This window comes from Geminocystis sp. NIES-3709 (genome assembly GCF_001548115.1).
Classification (GTDB): domain Bacteria; phylum Cyanobacteriota; class Cyanobacteriia; order Cyanobacteriales; family Cyanobacteriaceae; genus Geminocystis.
On the sequence record NZ_AP014821.1, the window covers coordinates 2317761 to 2335330 of the forward strand.

Annotated in this window: 15 protein-coding genes and 1 pseudogene; 11 read left to right on the plus strand and 5 right to left on the minus strand. The window is 31.8% G+C overall.

What is annotated here, in order from left to right:
* Positions 1-25 precede the first annotated feature (25 nt).
* The 5 genes from GM3709_RS09835 to GM3709_RS09855 all read left to right on the plus strand — a co-directional run bounded on the left by GM3709_RS09835 (position 26) and on the right by GM3709_RS09855 (position 4838).
* Entirely contained in the window at positions 26-223 is a 198-nt protein-coding gene (locus tag GM3709_RS09835; RefSeq protein WP_066118757.1) for a hypothetical protein, read from the plus strand.
* A 175-nt stretch (positions 224-398) separates the two neighbouring features.
* Positions 399-686: a hypothetical protein gene (locus tag GM3709_RS09840; RefSeq protein WP_066118760.1), complete on the plus strand. Its 288-nt coding sequence runs from the start codon at positions 399-401 to the stop codon at positions 684-686.
* Positions 687-693: 7 nt separating this feature from the next.
* Positions 694-2115 (plus strand): hypothetical protein, encoded by a 1422-nt coding sequence (locus GM3709_RS09845; RefSeq protein ID WP_066118762.1) that lies wholly within the window; start codon positions 694-696, stop codon positions 2113-2115.
* A gap of 13 nt (positions 2116-2128) precedes the next feature.
* The gene (locus GM3709_RS09850) at positions 2129-3520 is read left to right on the plus strand and encodes a DUF1822 family protein (RefSeq protein WP_066118764.1); all 1392 of its coding nucleotides are present in this window, start codon (positions 2129-2131) and stop codon (positions 3518-3520) included.
* A 67-nt stretch (positions 3521-3587) separates the two neighbouring features.
* The gene (locus GM3709_RS09855; RefSeq protein ID WP_066118766.1) at positions 3588-4838 is read left to right on the plus strand and encodes a nucleotidyltransferase family protein; all 1251 of its coding nucleotides are present in this window, start codon (positions 3588-3590) and stop codon (positions 4836-4838) included.
* Between the two features lie 146 nt (positions 4839-4984).
* Here GM3709_RS09855 and GM3709_RS09860 read toward each other — a convergent pair whose 3' ends face one another.
* Positions 4985-5698 carry a glycosyltransferase gene (locus GM3709_RS09860; protein ID WP_066118769.1) on the minus strand — a complete coding sequence of 238 codons (714 nt, stop codon included), beginning with the start codon at positions 5696-5698 and terminating at the stop codon, positions 4985-4987.
* 345 nt (positions 5699-6043) lie between these two features.
* Here GM3709_RS09860 and aroA point away from each other — a divergent pair, with 345 nt between their 5' ends.
* The 5 genes from aroA to GM3709_RS09885 all read left to right on the plus strand — a co-directional run bounded on the left by aroA (position 6044) and on the right by GM3709_RS09885 (position 11313).
* Entirely contained in the window at positions 6044-7375 is a 1332-nt protein-coding gene (gene aroA, locus GM3709_RS09865) for a 3-phosphoshikimate 1-carboxyvinyltransferase (protein WP_066118772.1), read from the plus strand.
* Between the two features lie 121 nt (positions 7376-7496).
* Complete coding sequence (glp, locus tag GM3709_RS09870; protein ID WP_066118774.1) at positions 7497-8714, plus strand: gephyrin-like molybdotransferase Glp; 1218 nt, start codon at positions 7497-7499, stop codon at positions 8712-8714.
* Between the two features lie 97 nt (positions 8715-8811).
* Positions 8812-9846, plus strand: a complete 1035-nt coding sequence (locus GM3709_RS09875) for a permease (RefSeq protein WP_066118777.1) — start codon at positions 8812-8814, stop codon at positions 9844-9846.
* Between the two features lie 5 nt (positions 9847-9851).
* Entirely contained in the window at positions 9852-10661 is an 810-nt protein-coding gene (locus GM3709_RS09880) for a TIGR03943 family putative permease subunit (protein WP_066118779.1), read from the plus strand.
* Positions 10662-10686: 25 nt separating this feature from the next.
* Positions 10687-11313, plus strand: coding sequence for a ribonuclease HII (locus tag GM3709_RS09885; RefSeq protein ID WP_066118781.1), 627 nt, complete (start codon positions 10687-10689; stop codon positions 11311-11313).
* Positions 11314-11393: 80 nt separating this feature from the next.
* Here the strand turns inward: GM3709_RS09885 and pheA are convergent, their stop codons facing one another.
* From pheA to GM3709_RS21400, 3 genes and pseudogenes are all read right to left on the minus strand, one after another.
* Positions 11394-12257, minus strand: coding sequence for a prephenate dehydratase (pheA, locus tag GM3709_RS09890; RefSeq protein ID WP_066118783.1), 864 nt, complete (start codon positions 12255-12257; stop codon positions 11394-11396).
* A 310-nt stretch (positions 12258-12567) separates the two neighbouring features.
* Positions 12568-12795, minus strand: a complete 228-nt coding sequence (locus GM3709_RS21395; RefSeq protein ID WP_066118784.1) for a hypothetical protein — start codon at positions 12793-12795, stop codon at positions 12568-12570.
* A 105-nt stretch (positions 12796-12900) separates the two neighbouring features.
* Positions 12901-12999, minus strand: a pseudogene (locus GM3709_RS21400) (hemolysin); the annotation flags it as partial.
* A 95-nt stretch (positions 13000-13094) separates the two neighbouring features.
* Between GM3709_RS21400 and GM3709_RS09900 the strand changes: the two are divergent.
* Positions 13095-13934 (plus strand): IS5 family transposase, encoded by an 840-nt coding sequence (locus GM3709_RS09900; protein ID WP_082712913.1) that lies wholly within the window; start codon positions 13095-13097, stop codon positions 13932-13934.
* A 184-nt stretch (positions 13935-14118) separates the two neighbouring features.
* On the opposite strand, the gene GM3709_RS09905 is transcribed toward GM3709_RS09900, so the two are convergent.
* Positions 14119-17517: a Calx-beta domain-containing protein gene (locus GM3709_RS09905; RefSeq protein WP_066118786.1), complete on the minus strand. Its 3399-nt coding sequence runs from the start codon at positions 17515-17517 to the stop codon at positions 14119-14121.
* Between the last annotated feature and the right edge of the window lie 53 nt (positions 17518-17570).

Genomic DNA, 17570 nt, shown 5'->3' on the forward strand with positions numbered 1-17570 from the left:
AATCCATCATTATCAAATATAAATTATGAATGATAAACTCGATCGAACATTTTTAACATCTATCGCTTTAAGTTTTTTTACTCCCTCCGTTATTATCGGTCAAAAACTAGGAGGTGAATTGCTAGAATTATTAGAAGAAATGGGAAAATCTAGTGAAGAAATTTTTAGAGGAGAAAGATTACCTTTATTAAAAAATCATCCACATAACCCCAATTCGATATAACTCAACTCTTGTATTGATACAATAATACTAACAAAACTAAAGGGGAAAATCAATTTTTGTCACTTTTCCCTAGTTACAAAATTAAAAAAAATTTAAGAATTTTGCATATTTTTACGATACCCTCTGGATGTACTATTAAAAGCCCTAGTAAAAATTAAGTGAATAAATAGTACAGATGAATCCGCAAGAAATAAAAATTAATATCGGTGATGTTGTCAAAGTCAAAGGCAGACTATACTTAGTATTTGACATTAGAAATAACCGTATCTTTTGCCGTCATTTTAGGTTTACTAAAAAAGGACATTTTCAACATTATCAAGACTATAATTTTGCCCAAAATTTATGTAGATTAGCAAATGTAAAAGAGAGGCAAATAATTAATGAACAAAGAATACAAGCGAGTATTCAAAGAAAACCTTTTTCCCCAATTTCTACTAATTATATTAATCATTTAGTTCGTTAAATTTTCTATGAAACCCAGAGAGACTATTGTTGAAAGATTTTCTACTTTTTTATTTATTATTGATAGCTATAAATTTACTGTACAGTGGCAAACTGATTATCAATTAAAAGTTAATATTAATAAAATTATCGATCGAAGAAATATTGAGGGAGAAAAATTAGCTTATCAATTATTAAATAACTTGCGGTTAAATTTTGCCTTAATTATTAAAAATCATTTAACATCTTACTTACAAGAAGTTTGTTATTGGGCAACAAAACAAGTTTATAACTCTATTCATAATAACGTAAATTCTTTAACTCTTAGTGAATGTTTTTTATGGGGAAATGAAGCGATTATTCAGCCTGAAAAACTATTAAAAAAATATGAATTTAATAAAGGAAGTAAAATAACAACTTATGCTCAAACTAGACTGAAAACTATTATTAAAGATAAAGTCTATATCAGTCGAGGATGGAAATTATTAACAAATTGGGGATTACTGAAAAAAATAGCTAAATCTAAGCGAGAAGAAGTTTTAAAACAAATTGGCGGTTTAAGAGGAGAAAAATTAGAAGAATATTTATTAGCGTGGCAATGCTTTGTAGATAATTATGTGTCTTCTTCTCCTCATAAGAATAAATCTTTATCTTCCCCTTCTTTATCCCTGCTAAAGAGGATGACGAATCAATATAATCTTTTGGCAAAAAATCGTCTTGACTTCCCTTCTGAATTAACCGTAGAAAATTTTGAAATGATACTAAAATTTTGCGGAGAAAAGGCAAGGTTATTTGTTAATCCTATTAGTATTGAATATCTCGAAGATGAAGAAATCAATCAGGATGATAACTTTCAATATTATTCAACTTTTTTAGAAGACAATCGAGAAGAAATCGAAATTAATCAAATCCTTATCACCGCTTTTAACAATCTTAATCTTTCTTCTCAAAGCATCTTTTATCTTGCACAAGGTTTAAATTTTACTCAACAACAAATTATTCAAACTATCCGATTAACTTATCCTGATTTTACCAAAGAACAATATCAACTGTCTAAAAATACAGAAAAAATTAGAAAATTGTTATTAGATGAAGTAATTAAGAGTGTGAAGAAAGAAAAGGGAAAAATTGCAAAGGAAACAGTTAAGCCATTAATTCAACTTTTAAAACAATGGTTAACAGAATATATTGACTCAGAAATGTTGTTACTATGTCAAAAATCTTACCAAGAAATGGAAACTGAGCAACAAAAATTACTCAAAGAATCTTGTTTTCAATCTTCCCTAGATAAGTCTTCTTTTGTTGATAAAATTCCTTCTCAACTTGTCAATCTTTTAAGAGAAAATTTTAATGAAAAACTTAACTTAAAATTAAGAGAAGATATTATGATTAATGATCATCTCTATTTATGGTTAGAAAAATTTTGCCATCATTATTTTTATCAACAATAATAAATGTAATATTATGACTAATTTAACTTTTATTGATACTGCTATAGATGAAATAAAAATTCAATTAACTGATGAAATAAAAAACAACTGTTGGGAAAAAACTAATTGTTTAAGTAATGATGTAACTTGTTTTCGTGGTTATCTTAATCTTTTGGTAAGAAATACTTTTTGTGAATGGTTAAATTTAATGTTAGATATTAATTTTATTGATGAAATGGCATTAGAAGATAATTTGAGTATTTGGGAATTTATTAACGGAAATGCCATTAATATTGATTTGAGTCAAATTGTTTTAATTCCCATAGAAACTCAAGATAAAACGGAATTTTCAATTCCTGAAGAATGGTTAAAAATTCCCTTATGGGTGGGAAATTATTATATTCCAGTAGAAGTCAATTTAGAAGAAAATTATCTTAGTTTTTGGGGTTATGTTTCCCATGAAGATGTACTTAGTTATGGTAAGTTAGATTCTTTTAATCATTGTATTGATTTTCCTTCGGAATGTTTAGAAACTGATTTGAATTTACTTTGTTTAGAATATGAATATGGTTGGGATTCTATTCCACAAATTCAACCTTTATCTATATTATCTTCTCAAGAAAAAGAAAATTTATTCACTACTATTCAAGATAAATTATCTCCCCGTATTTTCATAAATTTTAATCAATGGTTGAGCTTTATTAGTGATAATTCTACTCGTCATCAACTATTTTTAAATCGTCAATCTCTAAATTTAAGTCAGTGGTTATATGGTCAATTTTCTGATGCTATAATCAAGGGTTGGCAAAGTTTAGAAGAATTAAAAGAACGATATTTTGTCCCTGATTTTACCTTATCTTCTGCTGTTTCTTTTCGATCGTTATCTATCACTGAATCTTTAAAAATTCTTCAAAAAAATCTCGATCGAGGATTAATATCTTGTGATCAAGTACAAGTCAATAATATACTTAAAACACTTTCTAATTTGGTTATTAATAACGAAATAAAATCACAAATTATCACTACTTTAGTTAATTTTATTAATCATGAAGAAGATGAAGAAATTCGTTGGAATGCAGCTTTAGCATTACAAAAACTCGATCGAAACCATCCAAATAGTCCTATTTGGCAAGGAAAAATCATTAATTTAGAGAATTATGATTTAGGTTTATTGGTCAGTATTTTGCCTAAAAATAATCAAAAAATTGACATTTTTATAAGAGTTTATTGTTTAGATAAAAATATCTATTTACCTAATAATTTAATTTTGCAAATAATTGATGATAGCAATAATATTTTTACAGAAATAATAACTGAAAATAATGATACTATTATTCAGTATAAATTCTGGGGTATTCAATCAGAACACTTCAAAATTAAATTAATATTAAGATTTAGTTATATTGAAGAGTTTTTTTGTATTTAAGAATATTAATTATTTTTTTAAATTAGTAATTATATTTTTTGTCTATTAAAGTTTTATTTTAAAATTCATGGTATTTCAATTAAAAAATCAAGTATTAAGACAAAATCAAAAAAATTATCTTAATAATCAATTTTCTCCTGAAGTTCAATTACTATTATTAGCAAGTCGTAAAACTTTATCAGAGTTAAATATAAAAACAATAAAACTTTTTACTTCTTCTGAGACTATTAATTGGCAAGAGTTAATTAATTTAGCTACATCTCATTCTGTCATCCCTTTAGTTGTTTATAATTTAGAAAAATATTGCCACGAAAATTTGCCTAATGATATTAAAAATATATTGAAAATTAAATTTCGGAATAATGCCTTTAAAAATATTTATTTAAGTAAAGAGTTATTAGAAATTGTACAATTATTAAAAAATAATAATATTGATTGTATTTGTTTTAAGGGTGCAAGTTTAGCCACATCAATATATGAAAATATATCTTTAAGAGAATTTAATGATATTGATATTTTAATTGCTAAAAAAGATTTATTACAAGCAAAAAAAATATTATTATCAAACGGAGGAGATTTTGCTTTAAGATTATTAGATAATCCAAAAAAAGAATATATAATTAGCGATCGAATATTTATAAAATTTGCCAAACATTTAGCTTATACAATTTACTGGAAAAAGAAAAAAGTAGAAGTAGATTTACATTGGCAAATGTTTTGTTATTATTTTCCTTTATCATTACCTATAGAATATTTAAACCAAAGTTTAGAAGAGATTATAATATTTAACGAAAAAATATCGACTCTTTCACCTGAAAATAATTTATTATTACTATGTGGTCATGGAACAAAAGATGGTTGGAATAAATTATCGAGAATTTGTGATATTGCTGAATTAATTAACTATTATCCTCAATTAGATTGGAAATTACTCATACAAGAAGCAAAAAATAGAGGTGCATTAAGATTAGTACTTGTCGGATTATCTTTAGCTAATAATTTATATCAAATATCACTCCCCGATTTTATATCACTTAAAATAATTAATGATAAAAAAATTAAATATCTAACAGATGAAGTAGAAAAATCACTGTTTTCTGAATGTAAAAAATCAATAAAAAAAATAGATCATTTTTTATTTACAATACAATTTAGGGAAAGATTAAGAGATAAAATTAAGTCGATAGTGTACTTATTATTTATACCAACTCATGCTGAATGGGCATTATTTGCACCTTATGAATTACCTATAATATTTTATTATTTACTAAGACCTTTTATCTTGTTAAATAAATTTATTTTAAAGTTTAAAAATTAATTAATTATATGTATGTATGTATTGTTATCTATTGAATCATGATCAACAATTATAATTTACAATAGTGCATAAGTTTGTTTTAAAATACTTTTAATTTCCTGAAATAAATAGTTCTCATAATTATAACCAAAAATATTTAGTACTAATTAATAACATAACTTTGTATCAGTTAAATTTTTTCTTTTGCGATGTATTGATTCTCTTAAAATTTTGAGTATATATTGATTATATTGAGGATCATTTAAAGAAGCATTATTATTATGTATCCGTTTATATAAAAATACTTTATCAATTATTTTCATCGGAATTTTTGCATCTTGACATCTCGCAAACCAATCTGTATCCTCGGCAATCAAAAACTCCGGGTTAAACTTACCTATTTTTTCAAAAACATTTTTTCTTACCATTAAGGTTTCCATAATTTTAGCGATATGATCTTCTTCTAATAATTCTTTTTTAAATCCTGAAGGGGGCAAATTTCTTTCTTCTAAAAAAAATTTTACTTTCCCTACAACATATTGAATTTTTGGATTATTAATCATATAATCAACTTGAATTTTTAGTTTATCATAAGTCCAAATATCATCACAAGAGAGAAAAGTAAGTAATTCAGCTTTTGCCTCATCAATTCCTTGATTATAGGCATTAGCTATTCCTTGACTATTTTGTAGAAAATAACGAATTTGAGAATAAGATTGAACAATAATTGGGGTTTTATCGATAGAATTACCATCTATAACAATAATTTCATAATTTTTATAACTTTGATTTAAAATACTTTCAATAGCAGTTTGTAAAAATTTTTCACCGTTTTTAACTACTATAATTATACTAACTAATGGATTATTACTTTTTTTCATACTAAATAAATAGATGTTTTAAAATTTATTTATAATTAACTTATTTTTTTTTCAATAACTATGAGTATTTTTAATTAATTTATATTTAGAGTTGTTATCAATTTTTTGAACAATTTTAGAAATATTAATTTTCAAATATTTTGACAACATAAATAAAATTTTAACAATATATTTTAATATTGATAATTTACTAATTATATTAGTTTAATTTGATTATCATAAAATAAAAAAATATAATATCTAAAGTAGTAGTAAATAAAATACAATTTTCTCACCCAGAGGACAATCTCATGATAAAATGTTCATCGTAAATTATTTGTAATCTATATCTTATAATAATTCCTCGTGATTAACCTCATTAAAAACGCCCAATCTCATCAATTAATAATCGAAAATAAAGCATCTTCTCTACGGGGAAAAATCTCGATTCCGGGTGATAAATCTATTTCTCACCGAGCTTTAATGTTAGGTGCGATCGCATCTGGAGAAACCACGATCGAAGGTTTATTATTAGGAGAAGATCCTCGTAGTACGGCTCACTGTTTTCAAGAAATGGGGGCAAAAGTTTCCGAATTGAATACCGAAAAAGTAATCGTCACAGGCATTGGAGAAAATGGATTACAAGAACCTTTAAATGTATTGGATGCGGGGAATTCAGGTACAACCATGCGTTTAATGTTGGGGTTATTAGCAAGTCAACCAAACAAATTTTTCACTGTCACAGGAGATGATTCTCTGAGAAGTCGTCCCATGTCAAGAGTAATTCAACCATTACAACAAATGGGTGCAATTATCTACGGTAGAAATAGTAATAAAAATGCACCTTTAGCGGTGATTGGACAGAATCTTAAGGCAATTCACTATCACTCTCCTATCCCCAGCGCACAGGTTAAATCTTGTATTCTTCTTGCTGGATTAATGACAGAAGGCAAAACCACCGTTACCGAGCCTGCTTTGTCGAGAGATCATAGTGAAAGAATGTTACGATCGTTTGGTGCTACCCTCGAAATTGATCCTGACACCCATAGCGTCACCATTGAAGGAGGAACAAAATTACAAGGACAAACAGTCATAGTACCGGGCGATATTAGTTCGGCGGCATTTTGGTTAGTAGCAGGAGCAATTACACCCAATTCCGATTTAATGATCGAAAATGTAGGTATTAACCCCACTCGTACAGGTATTTTAGAGGCTTTGATAATGATGGAAGCGGATATTACCATTCTCAACGAAAGAGAGGCCGCTGGTGAACCAGTGGCAGACTTAAGGGTAAAATCAAGTAAACTCAAGGCTTGTACCATAGAAGGAGCGATTATTCCCCGTTTAATCGATGAAATTCCTATCCTTGCCGTGGCCGCTTGTTTCGCAGAAGGTACTACGATTGTTAAGGATGCGGAAGAATTGCGAGTAAAAGAAAGCGATCGATTAGCAGTAATGGCCACAGAATTGAATAAAATGGGAGCAAATATTACCGAGTTATCAGACGGATTAGAAATTAGAGGGGGTAATAACCTGAAAGGTGCAACAATGGATAGCTATACTGATCACCGTATAGCCATGAGTTTAGCTATTGCAGGTTTAAACGCTGATGGAAAAACAACTATTAATCGTGCAGAAGCGGCCTCTATCTCTTATCCTACTTTTGTTGATACTTTGACTATCATTAGCCAATTTTAATTTTTGACTCAGATCTTGCCCTAGTACAATAAGAATAATTAGACAAAATGGGAAAAATCAATTCTTGTCACTTTTCCCTCTTCCTTTTTCCCTAATTAACATAATTATCAATTATTTATTCATGTTGACTGTTACTGAAGTTGAAAAAATTATTCTCGATTTAATTAAACCTATCAAAGATAAAGAATTCGTCTCTTTACTCGATGCGACTAATCGTATTTTAGCTGAAAATATTTCCTCTGTTCTTGATTTTCCCTACTGGGATAACTCTGCTATGGATGGTTATGCTGTTAAATATACAGATGTCTCGATCGCAACGGAAAATAATCCAGTATCTTTAAAGATAGTAGAAGAAATCCCCGCAGGATATTGTCCTCAAAAAACTATTGCCCAAGGAGAAACTGCCCGAATCTTCACGGGAGGGATGTTGCCTCAAGGGGCAGATACTATTGTAATTCAGGAAAATACAAAAAGAGAAGGGGATAAGGTGTTAGTGTTTGTATCGCCTCCAACGCAGAATTTTGTAAGACATAAAGGTTCTTTTTATCGTGCTGGAGATACTTTATTATCGGCAGGAATCAAAATAAATCCGCCAGAAATGGCTATCTTGGCCACCGCTCAATGTATAAATATTCATGTAGTTCGATCGCCTATTGTTGCGATTCTTTCGACAGGGGATGAATTAATTACCCCTGATAAGGAATTAAAATTAGGACAAATTATCGACTCTAATCAATATCTCTTAGCTAGTTTTATCCAACAAAATGGCGGAATTCCTTTGCCTTTAGGAATCATTCCCGATGATGAAACTGCCTTAGAAAATGCCATCTCTCAAGCGTTAGAAAAAGCGGATTGGGTTATTTCCACAGGAGGAGTGTCAGTGGGAGAGTATGATTATGTAGATAAAGTTTTAAGCAAGTTGGGAGGTGAAATTAAAGTACAAAGTGTGAAAATGAAACCGGGAAAACCTTTAACCGTTGCCACTTTTGGAGATAAGTTATATTTTGGGATTCCGGGAAATCCTGTTTCAACAATGGTAACTTGTTGGCGTTTACTCAAAACTGCTTTAGAGAAATTATCAGGTAAAACTAATTATAGCTTTCCTTCGATCGTGCGGGGAATTACTCGCAATTATTTACGCAGTGACGGTATGAGAGAAACTTATTTATGGGGTAATGTTAATCTAATAGACGGATATTATCAGTTTACCATTGCTGATGGTTCTCACAGTTCTGGCAATTTAGTTAATTTGCAAGGAGTGAATGGTTTAGGAATTATACCTATCGGTACAAATTTAATTGAAATCGGTGATGATGTAAAAATTCTTTTGGTTAATTAGGAATTAGGAATGCCAAATAACAAAATCTTTAAGTTTTGAAAGACAACCTAAATAGGAATGCTATATCTGTTGGTAGTTAATTATCAATTTTAATTTTATGAATCAAATACAATCAGCTTTTACCCTCTTTACCAGTTTATTGGTAGAGGCTATGCCTTTTCTTTTAATGGGGGTATTGTTATCGAGTAGTTTGATCTTTTTTTTAGATGAAAGTACTTTAATTACTAAATTGCCGAAAAATCCTTTTTTGGGAGCGATTATAGGGAGTATTTTTGGTTTTTTCTTCCCTGTGTGTGAGTGTGGTAATGTTCCTGTTGCCCGAAGATTTCTGTTAAAAGGTTTACCCACTTCGGTGGCAGTATCATTTTTATTAGCCGCCCCGGCGGTAAACCCGATCGTATTGTGGTCAACTTATGTTGCATTCAGAGGACAACCGCAAATAGTTTGGTTAAGGTTAATTTTTTCCCTAATTATTGCTATTACTATGGGTTGTCTTTTTAGTTTACAACGAGATCCTCGTCCTTTGCTTAAACCCCTATTAGCTAAACGATTAACGACTTTGATGGCTGAAGTGGAAAAAGAAAAATTAGCTTCAGAAAAAACGATCATCAAAGAATATAGTTTATTACAAAGTGGTAGTTTTATTCTTGGTGCTGAGGGTAAAACAATAAAAATGGATGAAAATTTATTAAAAAATACAGATGATAAAAACTCTACAATGTCATGGTGGCAAAAGTGGGATTTGTTTATTAATAATGTCCAAATAGAGTTAAGGGAATTGGGAGGAGTGTTAATTTTAGGAAGTGCGATCGCTGCTTCCATACAAGTTTTTGTACCAAGAGAAATTATTTTAAATTTAGGACAAGATACGATTACTTCTATTCTCGCTATGATGATTTTAGCAGCAGTAGTTTCTATTTGTTCCACTGTTGATTCTTTCTTTGTTTTATCTTTTGCTTCTACTTTTACCACTGCATCTTTAGTCGCTTTTTTGGTTTTTGGCCCAATGATAGATATTAAGGCAATTGGTTTAATGTTGTCTATTTTTAAGCCTAGAATGATTTTTTATTTAATGGCGATCGTTGCTCAATTAACTTTTATTTTAACCTTATCCTATAGTTATTTTTATTAGATAAAATGAATATAAATAATAGAGAATCATGGTTTAATTTTATAGATATTATAGATATAATTGGTATTTTTTTATGGTCTTTACTACTGTTTAAATATTGGTTAACAGGACAATTAAATTTACTAATTCATCCTAATTATTTTTTGTTAGTATTTATTACCAGTATTTTATTATTTTTATTATCGATCGCTAAAAGTATTTCAATATTTATTAAATCTAAACAAAAGCCTAACATCAATAATTCTACTAATAATCAACATACTAATTTATTACCAAAAGGATGGGCTAGTAGTTTATTAATTGTTGTGGCAATTTTAGGTTTAATTATTCAACCTACCGTGTTGAGTAGTCAAACAGCGATTCAAAGAGGAGTAACAGACTCATTACCGCCAACAACCTTAGAAACTCAATCTTTTCTTACCCAAACACCCCCAGAAAAACGATCGTTGATAGAATGGGTTAGAACTCTTAATGCTTATCCTGAGCCTGATAATTATACAGGACAAAAAGCTCATATTACAGGTTTTGTAGTGCATTTAGATCATTTACCTGATAACTATATATATCTATCTCGTTTTATTCTTACCTGTTGTGCCGTAGATGCTTACCCAGTGGGGATTGTGGTAGAATTGCCAAAATCTCGTCAAGAATTTCCTCCTGATAGTTGGTTAGAAATTCAAGGAATGATGAAAACCGAAACTTTACCTTCCCTTGATTCATCTTCTCAAGATACCAACAGAGAAAAACGTCAATTAGTCTTACAAGCAGGTAATGTTCAAATTATTCCAACTCCTTCCAATCCCTATAGTTATTAAAACAGTTAATAATTCTTAATTCTCCATGACAACCATACTTGATTTTTCTATTTCTGATTATATCTCCGATGGGGAAGGTTTAGTGGCAGGAGTGGATGAAGTGGGGAGGGGATGTTTATGCGGTAGTGTTGTCGCCTGTGCGGTGGTTTTACCCTATAACAAAAGTTATTTACTAGAAAATATAGGGGTAAAAGATAGCAAAAAATTGACGGCAAAACAACGAGAGGAGAAGGTATCTGCCATTAAAGCTATTGTAATGGATTGGTGTATCGCAGAGGTAGATCATAAAACGATCGACAGTATTAATATTCATCATGCTTCTTTGTTAGCTATGAGTAATGCCATTAAGGGTTTATCCGTGTCTCCTTCTCTGTGTTTAGTTGATGGTAAATTTTCTCTTCCTAACTTATCTTATCCTCAAGTTTCTCTAATTAAAGGGGATGCTCGATCGAGTATCATTGCCAGTGCTAGTATATTAGCTAAAGTCGATCGAGATAATAAAATGATTGCTTATCATGATCAATATCCTGAGTATGATTGGAAAAACAATAAAGGTTATGGTACTAAAAAACATTTATTAGCTATCAAAAAATATGGTTTAACTCCCTTACATCGTCTTTCTTTTTCTCCCTGTCAAGAAAATATTAATTAGAGATTCCTAAAAAAATGGTTTAGTAAAGCTAGGTAAAAGGGAATATGAAGATAAAATCCCGTTACCGTCAAATTTTTTATTCAAAACTGACTCAATTCTTGACGATCGATATTCATAATGTCATAATTTCCTAATACCTTCAATACTTTTGTGACACTTGCTAACTCTTGTAAGGCTGATTGAATTGGAGATTGAGAAGTGTCTCCGGCTAAATCCACAAAAAATAAATATTCTCCTAACGATCGTTTTGTTGGTCTTGACTCTATCTTAGTTAAATTAATCTGTTTATCAGCAAAAATTTGTAACGGTTTGACTAAAACTCCGGGAGTGTTGGCTTGAAAGGCAAACCCCAAAGAAATATGATTGCCGTGATCGTGGGGCTCTTTACTAACTATCCAAAAACGGGTACAATTATCGGGATAGTCATTAATATTCGCTACTTTGATCGGTAAATCGTATAAATGGGCGGCTCTTGAAGATGCGATCGCTGCTACAGAATGTTCATGATTAAGGTGATGTAAGGCTTCCGTTGTGGAATTACTAGGAATTAAAACCGCTTGGGGTAAATTATTTTCTAACCATTTTTGACACTGTGCTAAGGCTTGGGGATGAGAATAAACAGTTTTGATGTCAGACATCGATCGAGCTTGAGATAACAAATTATGTACAATAGGAATAGTTATACCTTGTTGAATATGCAACCCCTCCAATTCCCAGAGAGTGTCAAGAGTTATCGCCACTGTGCCTTCTATGGAGTTTTCTACAGGTACGATCGCAATATCTGCTTTTCCTTGGGTTAAAGTGCGTAAAGTTTGAGAAATACTAGGAATAGGAATTAATTGCGATTCTATGCCCCTTGTTTGTTCTAAATGTTGAGCATAACACAGAGTAGCAACTTCAGAATAAGTACCATTAGGCCCTAAATGGGCGATAATTTTTGTCATATTTAAACTATAAAGTAATTAAATTGTAGGTTGAGCTTTACCTTGTTTAACCCAACACTATCAAAAATCAATTGTAAGTTGCTTTGTACAAAAATTCACATCCTTAATTTTGAGGTGCAAAGACATCTATAAAATCGCTTTTTCAGGTGGGTTGGACTTTTTACTCTCCTAGAATGAAACAGTGTTGCTCTATGATTAAATGAGTTTAATGGGAATATTATCTAACCGATCTACTGAAATTGGTTGTAGAGTTAAAATAATGATATTAATAGGCTGAGATAATTCCCAAAAACCTATTATCTAATAACTATTACACTATGACAATATCCTGATTTGTCATCCCTAATCCCGTACTTAAAGTTGCGATTTGTATCGCCCCCGTTGCACCATTTCCATCGGAATCAAAGAAAAATGCACCATTACTAGAATTATAGATAAAACGCTGAGAAGATGTGGTTGCCGATGAACCGACATGAAATTTATTTACCGCTAAAGTGCCTAAAGATAAACCACCGCTAAAACCATTACGACGAACCAAAATAGTGTCATCACGAACATTAAAGTCAGTGATACGATCGATCCCCTCATTAACGGTAGTAAAACGGAAAGAATCATCACCAGTACCACCGATAAGACTATCATTTCCTAATCCACCCGTGAGAGTGTCATTGTCACCACGGCTATTTAAGGTATCATTTCCATCTCCACCAGTGAGATGGTTGTCAAGATTATTGCCCGTAATATTAGACCTCTTGCAAAATTAAATACGAGATAGGATTAACCAGAATAATCTATAATTTTGGGCGATGGAGGATACCTTAAGTATAAGATTTAATTATGAAACTTGAGAGAATAAAAAAATTAAAGCCAGAAAAGTTTAAAAGGAGATTTGGAGTAAAAAAAGAAACCTATAATCTTTTAGTAGAAATAGTCAAAAAAGAACAAAACAATCACAAAAGAGGAAGGAAAAGCAAATTAACAGTGTCCGAGCAGATTTTAGTAACCTTGGAATATTTGAGAGAATATCGAACTTATTTTCACATATCAGAGTACTGGAATATCTCAGAATCAACGGTTTGTAGAACAGTTCATAAAATTGAAAAAATCTTGCTCAAATCAGGTTATTTTTCCCTAGGTGGTAAAAAAGAATTGATAAAAAAAGAGAATGAAATTAAGGCAGTATTAATAGATGTTACTGAAATAGCAATCGAAAGACCAAAAAAAAGACAAAAAATTTACTATAGTGGCAAAAAGAAGGAACATACATTTAAAGCACAATTAGTAGTTAATAAAGATACCTTGGAAATAATTTGTTATGTAAATGGACGAGGAAGAGAACATGATTTTAAAATTTTTAAAAACAGTAGATTACCATTAAGTGAAAAAATAAAGTGTTTAGTAGACAAAGGTTATCAAGGTATAGAAAAAATTCATAAATTAAGCGAAATACCAAAAAAGAAAACAAAAAAAAGAAAGTTAACCCAAGAAGAAAAAAGAAAAAATAGAGAGTTAAATCGACAAAGAATCGTAATTGAACATGTAAATAGAAAACTTAAAATATTTAGAATACTATCAGAAAAATATAGAAATAAAAGAAAAAGATTTGGGTTAAGATTCAACTTAATTGCGGGAATTTATAACTATGAAATAGTGAAAAAAGACATAGCTATTATTTAAGAACTATATTAAAGAATCCAGTAAATTAATTTGTGTATTTTATCGCCAATGGGTATTTACTTTCCTAGGTTGAGAATTATATAAGCAAGAATTATGATTAACTGTATAAAGGCACTTATTTTCTTTAATTAAATTAAAGGCGATTGCTAATATTTTGTCTTATCCTATCATCTTTTTATGTTCATTATAATTTTGCAAGAGATCTATTGTTCCGTAAAGTGTTTCCCGTACCATTGATATTCCCCGTTCCTCCTAGTATTAAATATTCTACATTTGCACCTAAAGTATAGGTAATAGTCGATCGAACGGTATCATTACCCTCACTGGTATTTTCAAGGATTTGATCGCCTGTACCATCGACATAGAAAGTATCATTGCCCGTACCACCAATCATGGAATCGTTGCCAATCCCACCAGTAAGAGTATCACTACCATCACGTCCGTTTAAAGTATCATTTCCTTCTGCATCATGGAGTCGATTATTTTGATGATTACCCGTCAGACGGTTGTTTAAACTATTACCCGTTCCATTTATATTTATATTTACTGTATCACTGAGATTCAAATGTTCGACATTGTTCGGTAAAGTATAGGTAACGGTAGAAAAGACGGTATCTGTACCTTGATTAAAAAATTCAATTACCTCATCTTTAATATGATCAACAGAATAAGCATCATTACCAAATCCCCCTAACATTCTGTCAATACCAGTACCACCATTAAGACGATCGTTGCCACTATCTCCCACTAAGGTATCGTTACCATCGCCACCGGTAAGAGTATCATTTCCTTCTCCGCTCCTAAGATAATTATTAACATCATTTCCCATGATACTATTATTGAGGGTGTTACCCTTACCGTTGATATTTGCTGATCCTTCTAGGATTAGGTTTTCTACATATACGCCTAAAGTATAAGAAATATTTGATCGAACGGTATCTGTACCCTCTCCGCTATTTTCCATAACTCTATCGCTGGTAGCATCTACATAGTAAGTATCATTACCAGTGCCACCAATCATAGAATCATTACCAACAGCACCAGCGAGAGTATCGTTACCATTGCCTCCTACTAAAGTATCATTTCCTTCTCTGCCACTAAGACGATTATTACCACTATTACCGATAATAAAGTTGTTTAAAGTATTCCCCGTACCATTTATATTTACCGTATCATTGAGAGTCAAATTTTCGACATTGTTGGGTAAAGTATAGGTAATGGTAGAGAAAACTTTATCTATACCCTGATTAAAAAATTCAATCACCTCATCTCCCATGTGATCAACAGAATAAGCATCATTATCAAGTCCTCCTGACATTTTGTCATTGCCAGTACCACCATTAAGACGATCGTTTCCATTCTCTCCCACTAAGGTATCGTTACCATCACCACCGGTAAGAGTATCGTTACCACCATGCCCAGTCAGAACATCATTTCTTTCTCCACCATTGAGAAGATTATTAACATCATTTCCCGTGATATTATTATTCCTGGTGTTTCCTGTACCGTTGATATTTGCGGATCCTTCTAGGATCAGGTTTTCTACATATTTGTCTAAAGTATAAGTAATAGTTGATCGAACAGTATCAGTATAATCCAAATAATTATAATATTCTTCTCGTACTAGGTCGCCCGGACTATCTACAAAGTAGGTATCGTTCCCCGTACCTCCCACCATGGTATCAGCCCCCGTGCCTCCTTCAATACGATCGTTCCCCGCACCTCCCGATAGGGAGTCATTACCTCCTAATCCTTGTAATGTGTCACTATTCTTAGTACCCACAATATTATTATTGTTAGCATCTCCCACAAAATCATCATTAGTAATTGTACCAATCCCTTGATTATCTGAAATAGTGGCATTGGTGGCATCACTTAAATTAACAAAGAATGTCTCATTTACCTCTGCTTTTATATCTTCGATAATGGGTACGATGATGGTTTTGCTGGTTTCGTTGATGGCAAAGATTAAAGTACCACTGACGGCAGTATAATCACTTCCAGCCGTTGCCGTACCGTTGACAGTGGCATAATTAACGGTAACTGGTTGCAGTGACGTATGACGAGTGACGGTAAATACGGCGTTTTTCGTACCGTTATTGCCTTCGGTGATGGTTATATCATTAATTCCAAAGAAAAGTGTTAGATCATAAAAATAGATTTCAGTGTCATTCCCATCGGAACCTGCCCATACTATATTATTTCCTGAAATTTGCGGAGCACCATCATTTGTAGTGTTATTGGTTAGCTGTGCAGTGGTTGTGCCGTTGTAAAAAAAGATTTCAGTGTCATTCCCATCGGAACCTACCCATACTACATTATTCCCTGAAATTTGCGGAGCATAATCACCCACAGTATTGTCAGTTACTTTTATATTTGTTGTGCCGTTGTAAAAAAAGATTTCAGTATCTCCCCCACCGCTTCTCACCCATACTACATTATTCCCTGAAATTTGCGGATCATCATCTTTTACAGTATTATTGGTTAACTGCGTAGTGGTTGTGCCGTTGTAATAATAGATTTCATAGCTACTATCTCCCTCTGTGTAACCTTCCCACACTACATTCTCCCCTGAAATTTGCAGGCTACGAACCCCCGCAGTGTTATTGGGTAACTGCGTAGTGGTTGTGCCGTTGTAATAATAGATTCCATCGTTACCTATCCAGACTACATTGTTCCCTGAAATTTGCGGAGCATAATTGAATGCAGCACTATTGGTTAACATTGTAGTGGTTGTGCCGTTGTAAAAATAGATTTTCCTGTTTACTCCATCGTTACCTACCCATACTACATTATTCCCTGAAATTTGCGGAGCAGAATCATATACAGCATTATTGCTTAACTGGGTAATGGTTGTGCCGTTGTAATAATAGATTTCATAACTATTTCCGTCGTATCCTCTCCACACTACATTGTTCCCTGAAATTTGCAGCTCATCATCATTTGTAGTGTTATTAGTTAACTGTATAGTAGTTGTGCCGTTGTAATAATAGATTTCATAGTCAATCCCATCGTATCCTCTCCACACTACATTGTCCCCTGAAATTTGTGCATAGAAATCATCTATGCTATTGTTGCTTAACTGAATAATTCCGCTATTCTCGACTTGGAGAGTTTCACCATTGACAGTGACGGTATTCCAATCATTTTCATTTCTGAAGGTTTTTAATTCAGCTTCTGTCATGGGTTGGTTTAACACCAAGTTTCGCCAGATTTCTCCTTCGTCTCCTTGAGTGTCTATGTCGTTAATTTGGGCATCGATAAAGTGTCCATATTCTTCTATTAATACATTCCGAATCACTGTAAGGGATTTTGACTCCACAAGGAAGGAGGATAAATAAATGGTGTTATTCAATGCACTGTAAGCACCTTGCGCACCATTCATGGCAGATGGTGACAATACTTCAATTTTCGGTAAATTATTAAAGTTACCATTACGCCATGAGGAGAAGATATTATTTGCGATGGTGACGTTGTAGTTATCTCCAAAAGCAGTAATTAAGTTTTCTTCCAGACTGGGATTGAGAGCGGCTTTAAGCAGGAGTGCTTCGGCTTGGGCGATGGCTTGACTTAATTGAGTCATAATCCTTAGTTATTACAGCAACTTAAGATGTATAATTACAACTCTAACACTTT

Excerpts from the sequence above, each read along its gene's own strand:
- GM3709_RS09905 (WP_066118786.1), bottom strand. The coding sequence starts at position 17,517 with ATGACTCAATTAAGTCAAGCCATCGCCCAAGCCGAAGCACTCCTGCTT.
- GM3709_RS09840 (WP_066118760.1), top strand. The coding sequence starts at position 399 with ATGAATCCGCAAGAAATAAAAATTAATATCGGTGATGTTGTCAAAGTC.
- GM3709_RS09850 (WP_066118764.1), top strand. The coding sequence starts at position 2,129 with ATGACTAATTTAACTTTTATTGATACTGCTATAGATGAAATAAAAATT.
- GM3709_RS09885 (WP_066118781.1), top strand. The coding sequence starts at position 10,687 with ATGACAACCATACTTGATTTTTCTATTTCTGATTATATCTCCGATGGG.
- GM3709_RS09835 (WP_066118757.1), top strand. The coding sequence starts at position 26 with ATGAATGATAAACTCGATCGAACATTTTTAACATCTATCGCTTTAAGT.
- glp (WP_066118774.1), top strand. The coding sequence starts at position 7,497 with ATGTTGACTGTTACTGAAGTTGAAAAAATTATTCTCGATTTAATTAAA.
- GM3709_RS09875 (WP_066118777.1), top strand. The coding sequence starts at position 8,812 with ATGAATCAAATACAATCAGCTTTTACCCTCTTTACCAGTTTATTGGTA.
- GM3709_RS09860 (WP_066118769.1), bottom strand. The coding sequence starts at position 5,698 with ATGAAAAAAAGTAATAATCCATTAGTTAGTATAATTATAGTAGTTAAA.
- GM3709_RS09900 (WP_082712913.1), top strand. The coding sequence starts at position 13,095 with ATGAAACTTGAGAGAATAAAAAAATTAAAGCCAGAAAAGTTTAAAAGG.
- GM3709_RS09855 (WP_066118766.1), top strand. The coding sequence starts at position 3,588 with ATGGTATTTCAATTAAAAAATCAAGTATTAAGACAAAATCAAAAAAAT.
- pheA (WP_066118783.1), bottom strand. The coding sequence starts at position 12,257 with ATGACAAAAATTATCGCCCATTTAGGGCCTAATGGTACTTATTCTGAA.
- GM3709_RS09845 (WP_066118762.1), top strand. The coding sequence starts at position 694 with ATGAAACCCAGAGAGACTATTGTTGAAAGATTTTCTACTTTTTTATTT.
- GM3709_RS09880 (WP_066118779.1), top strand. The coding sequence starts at position 9,852 with ATGAATATAAATAATAGAGAATCATGGTTTAATTTTATAGATATTATA.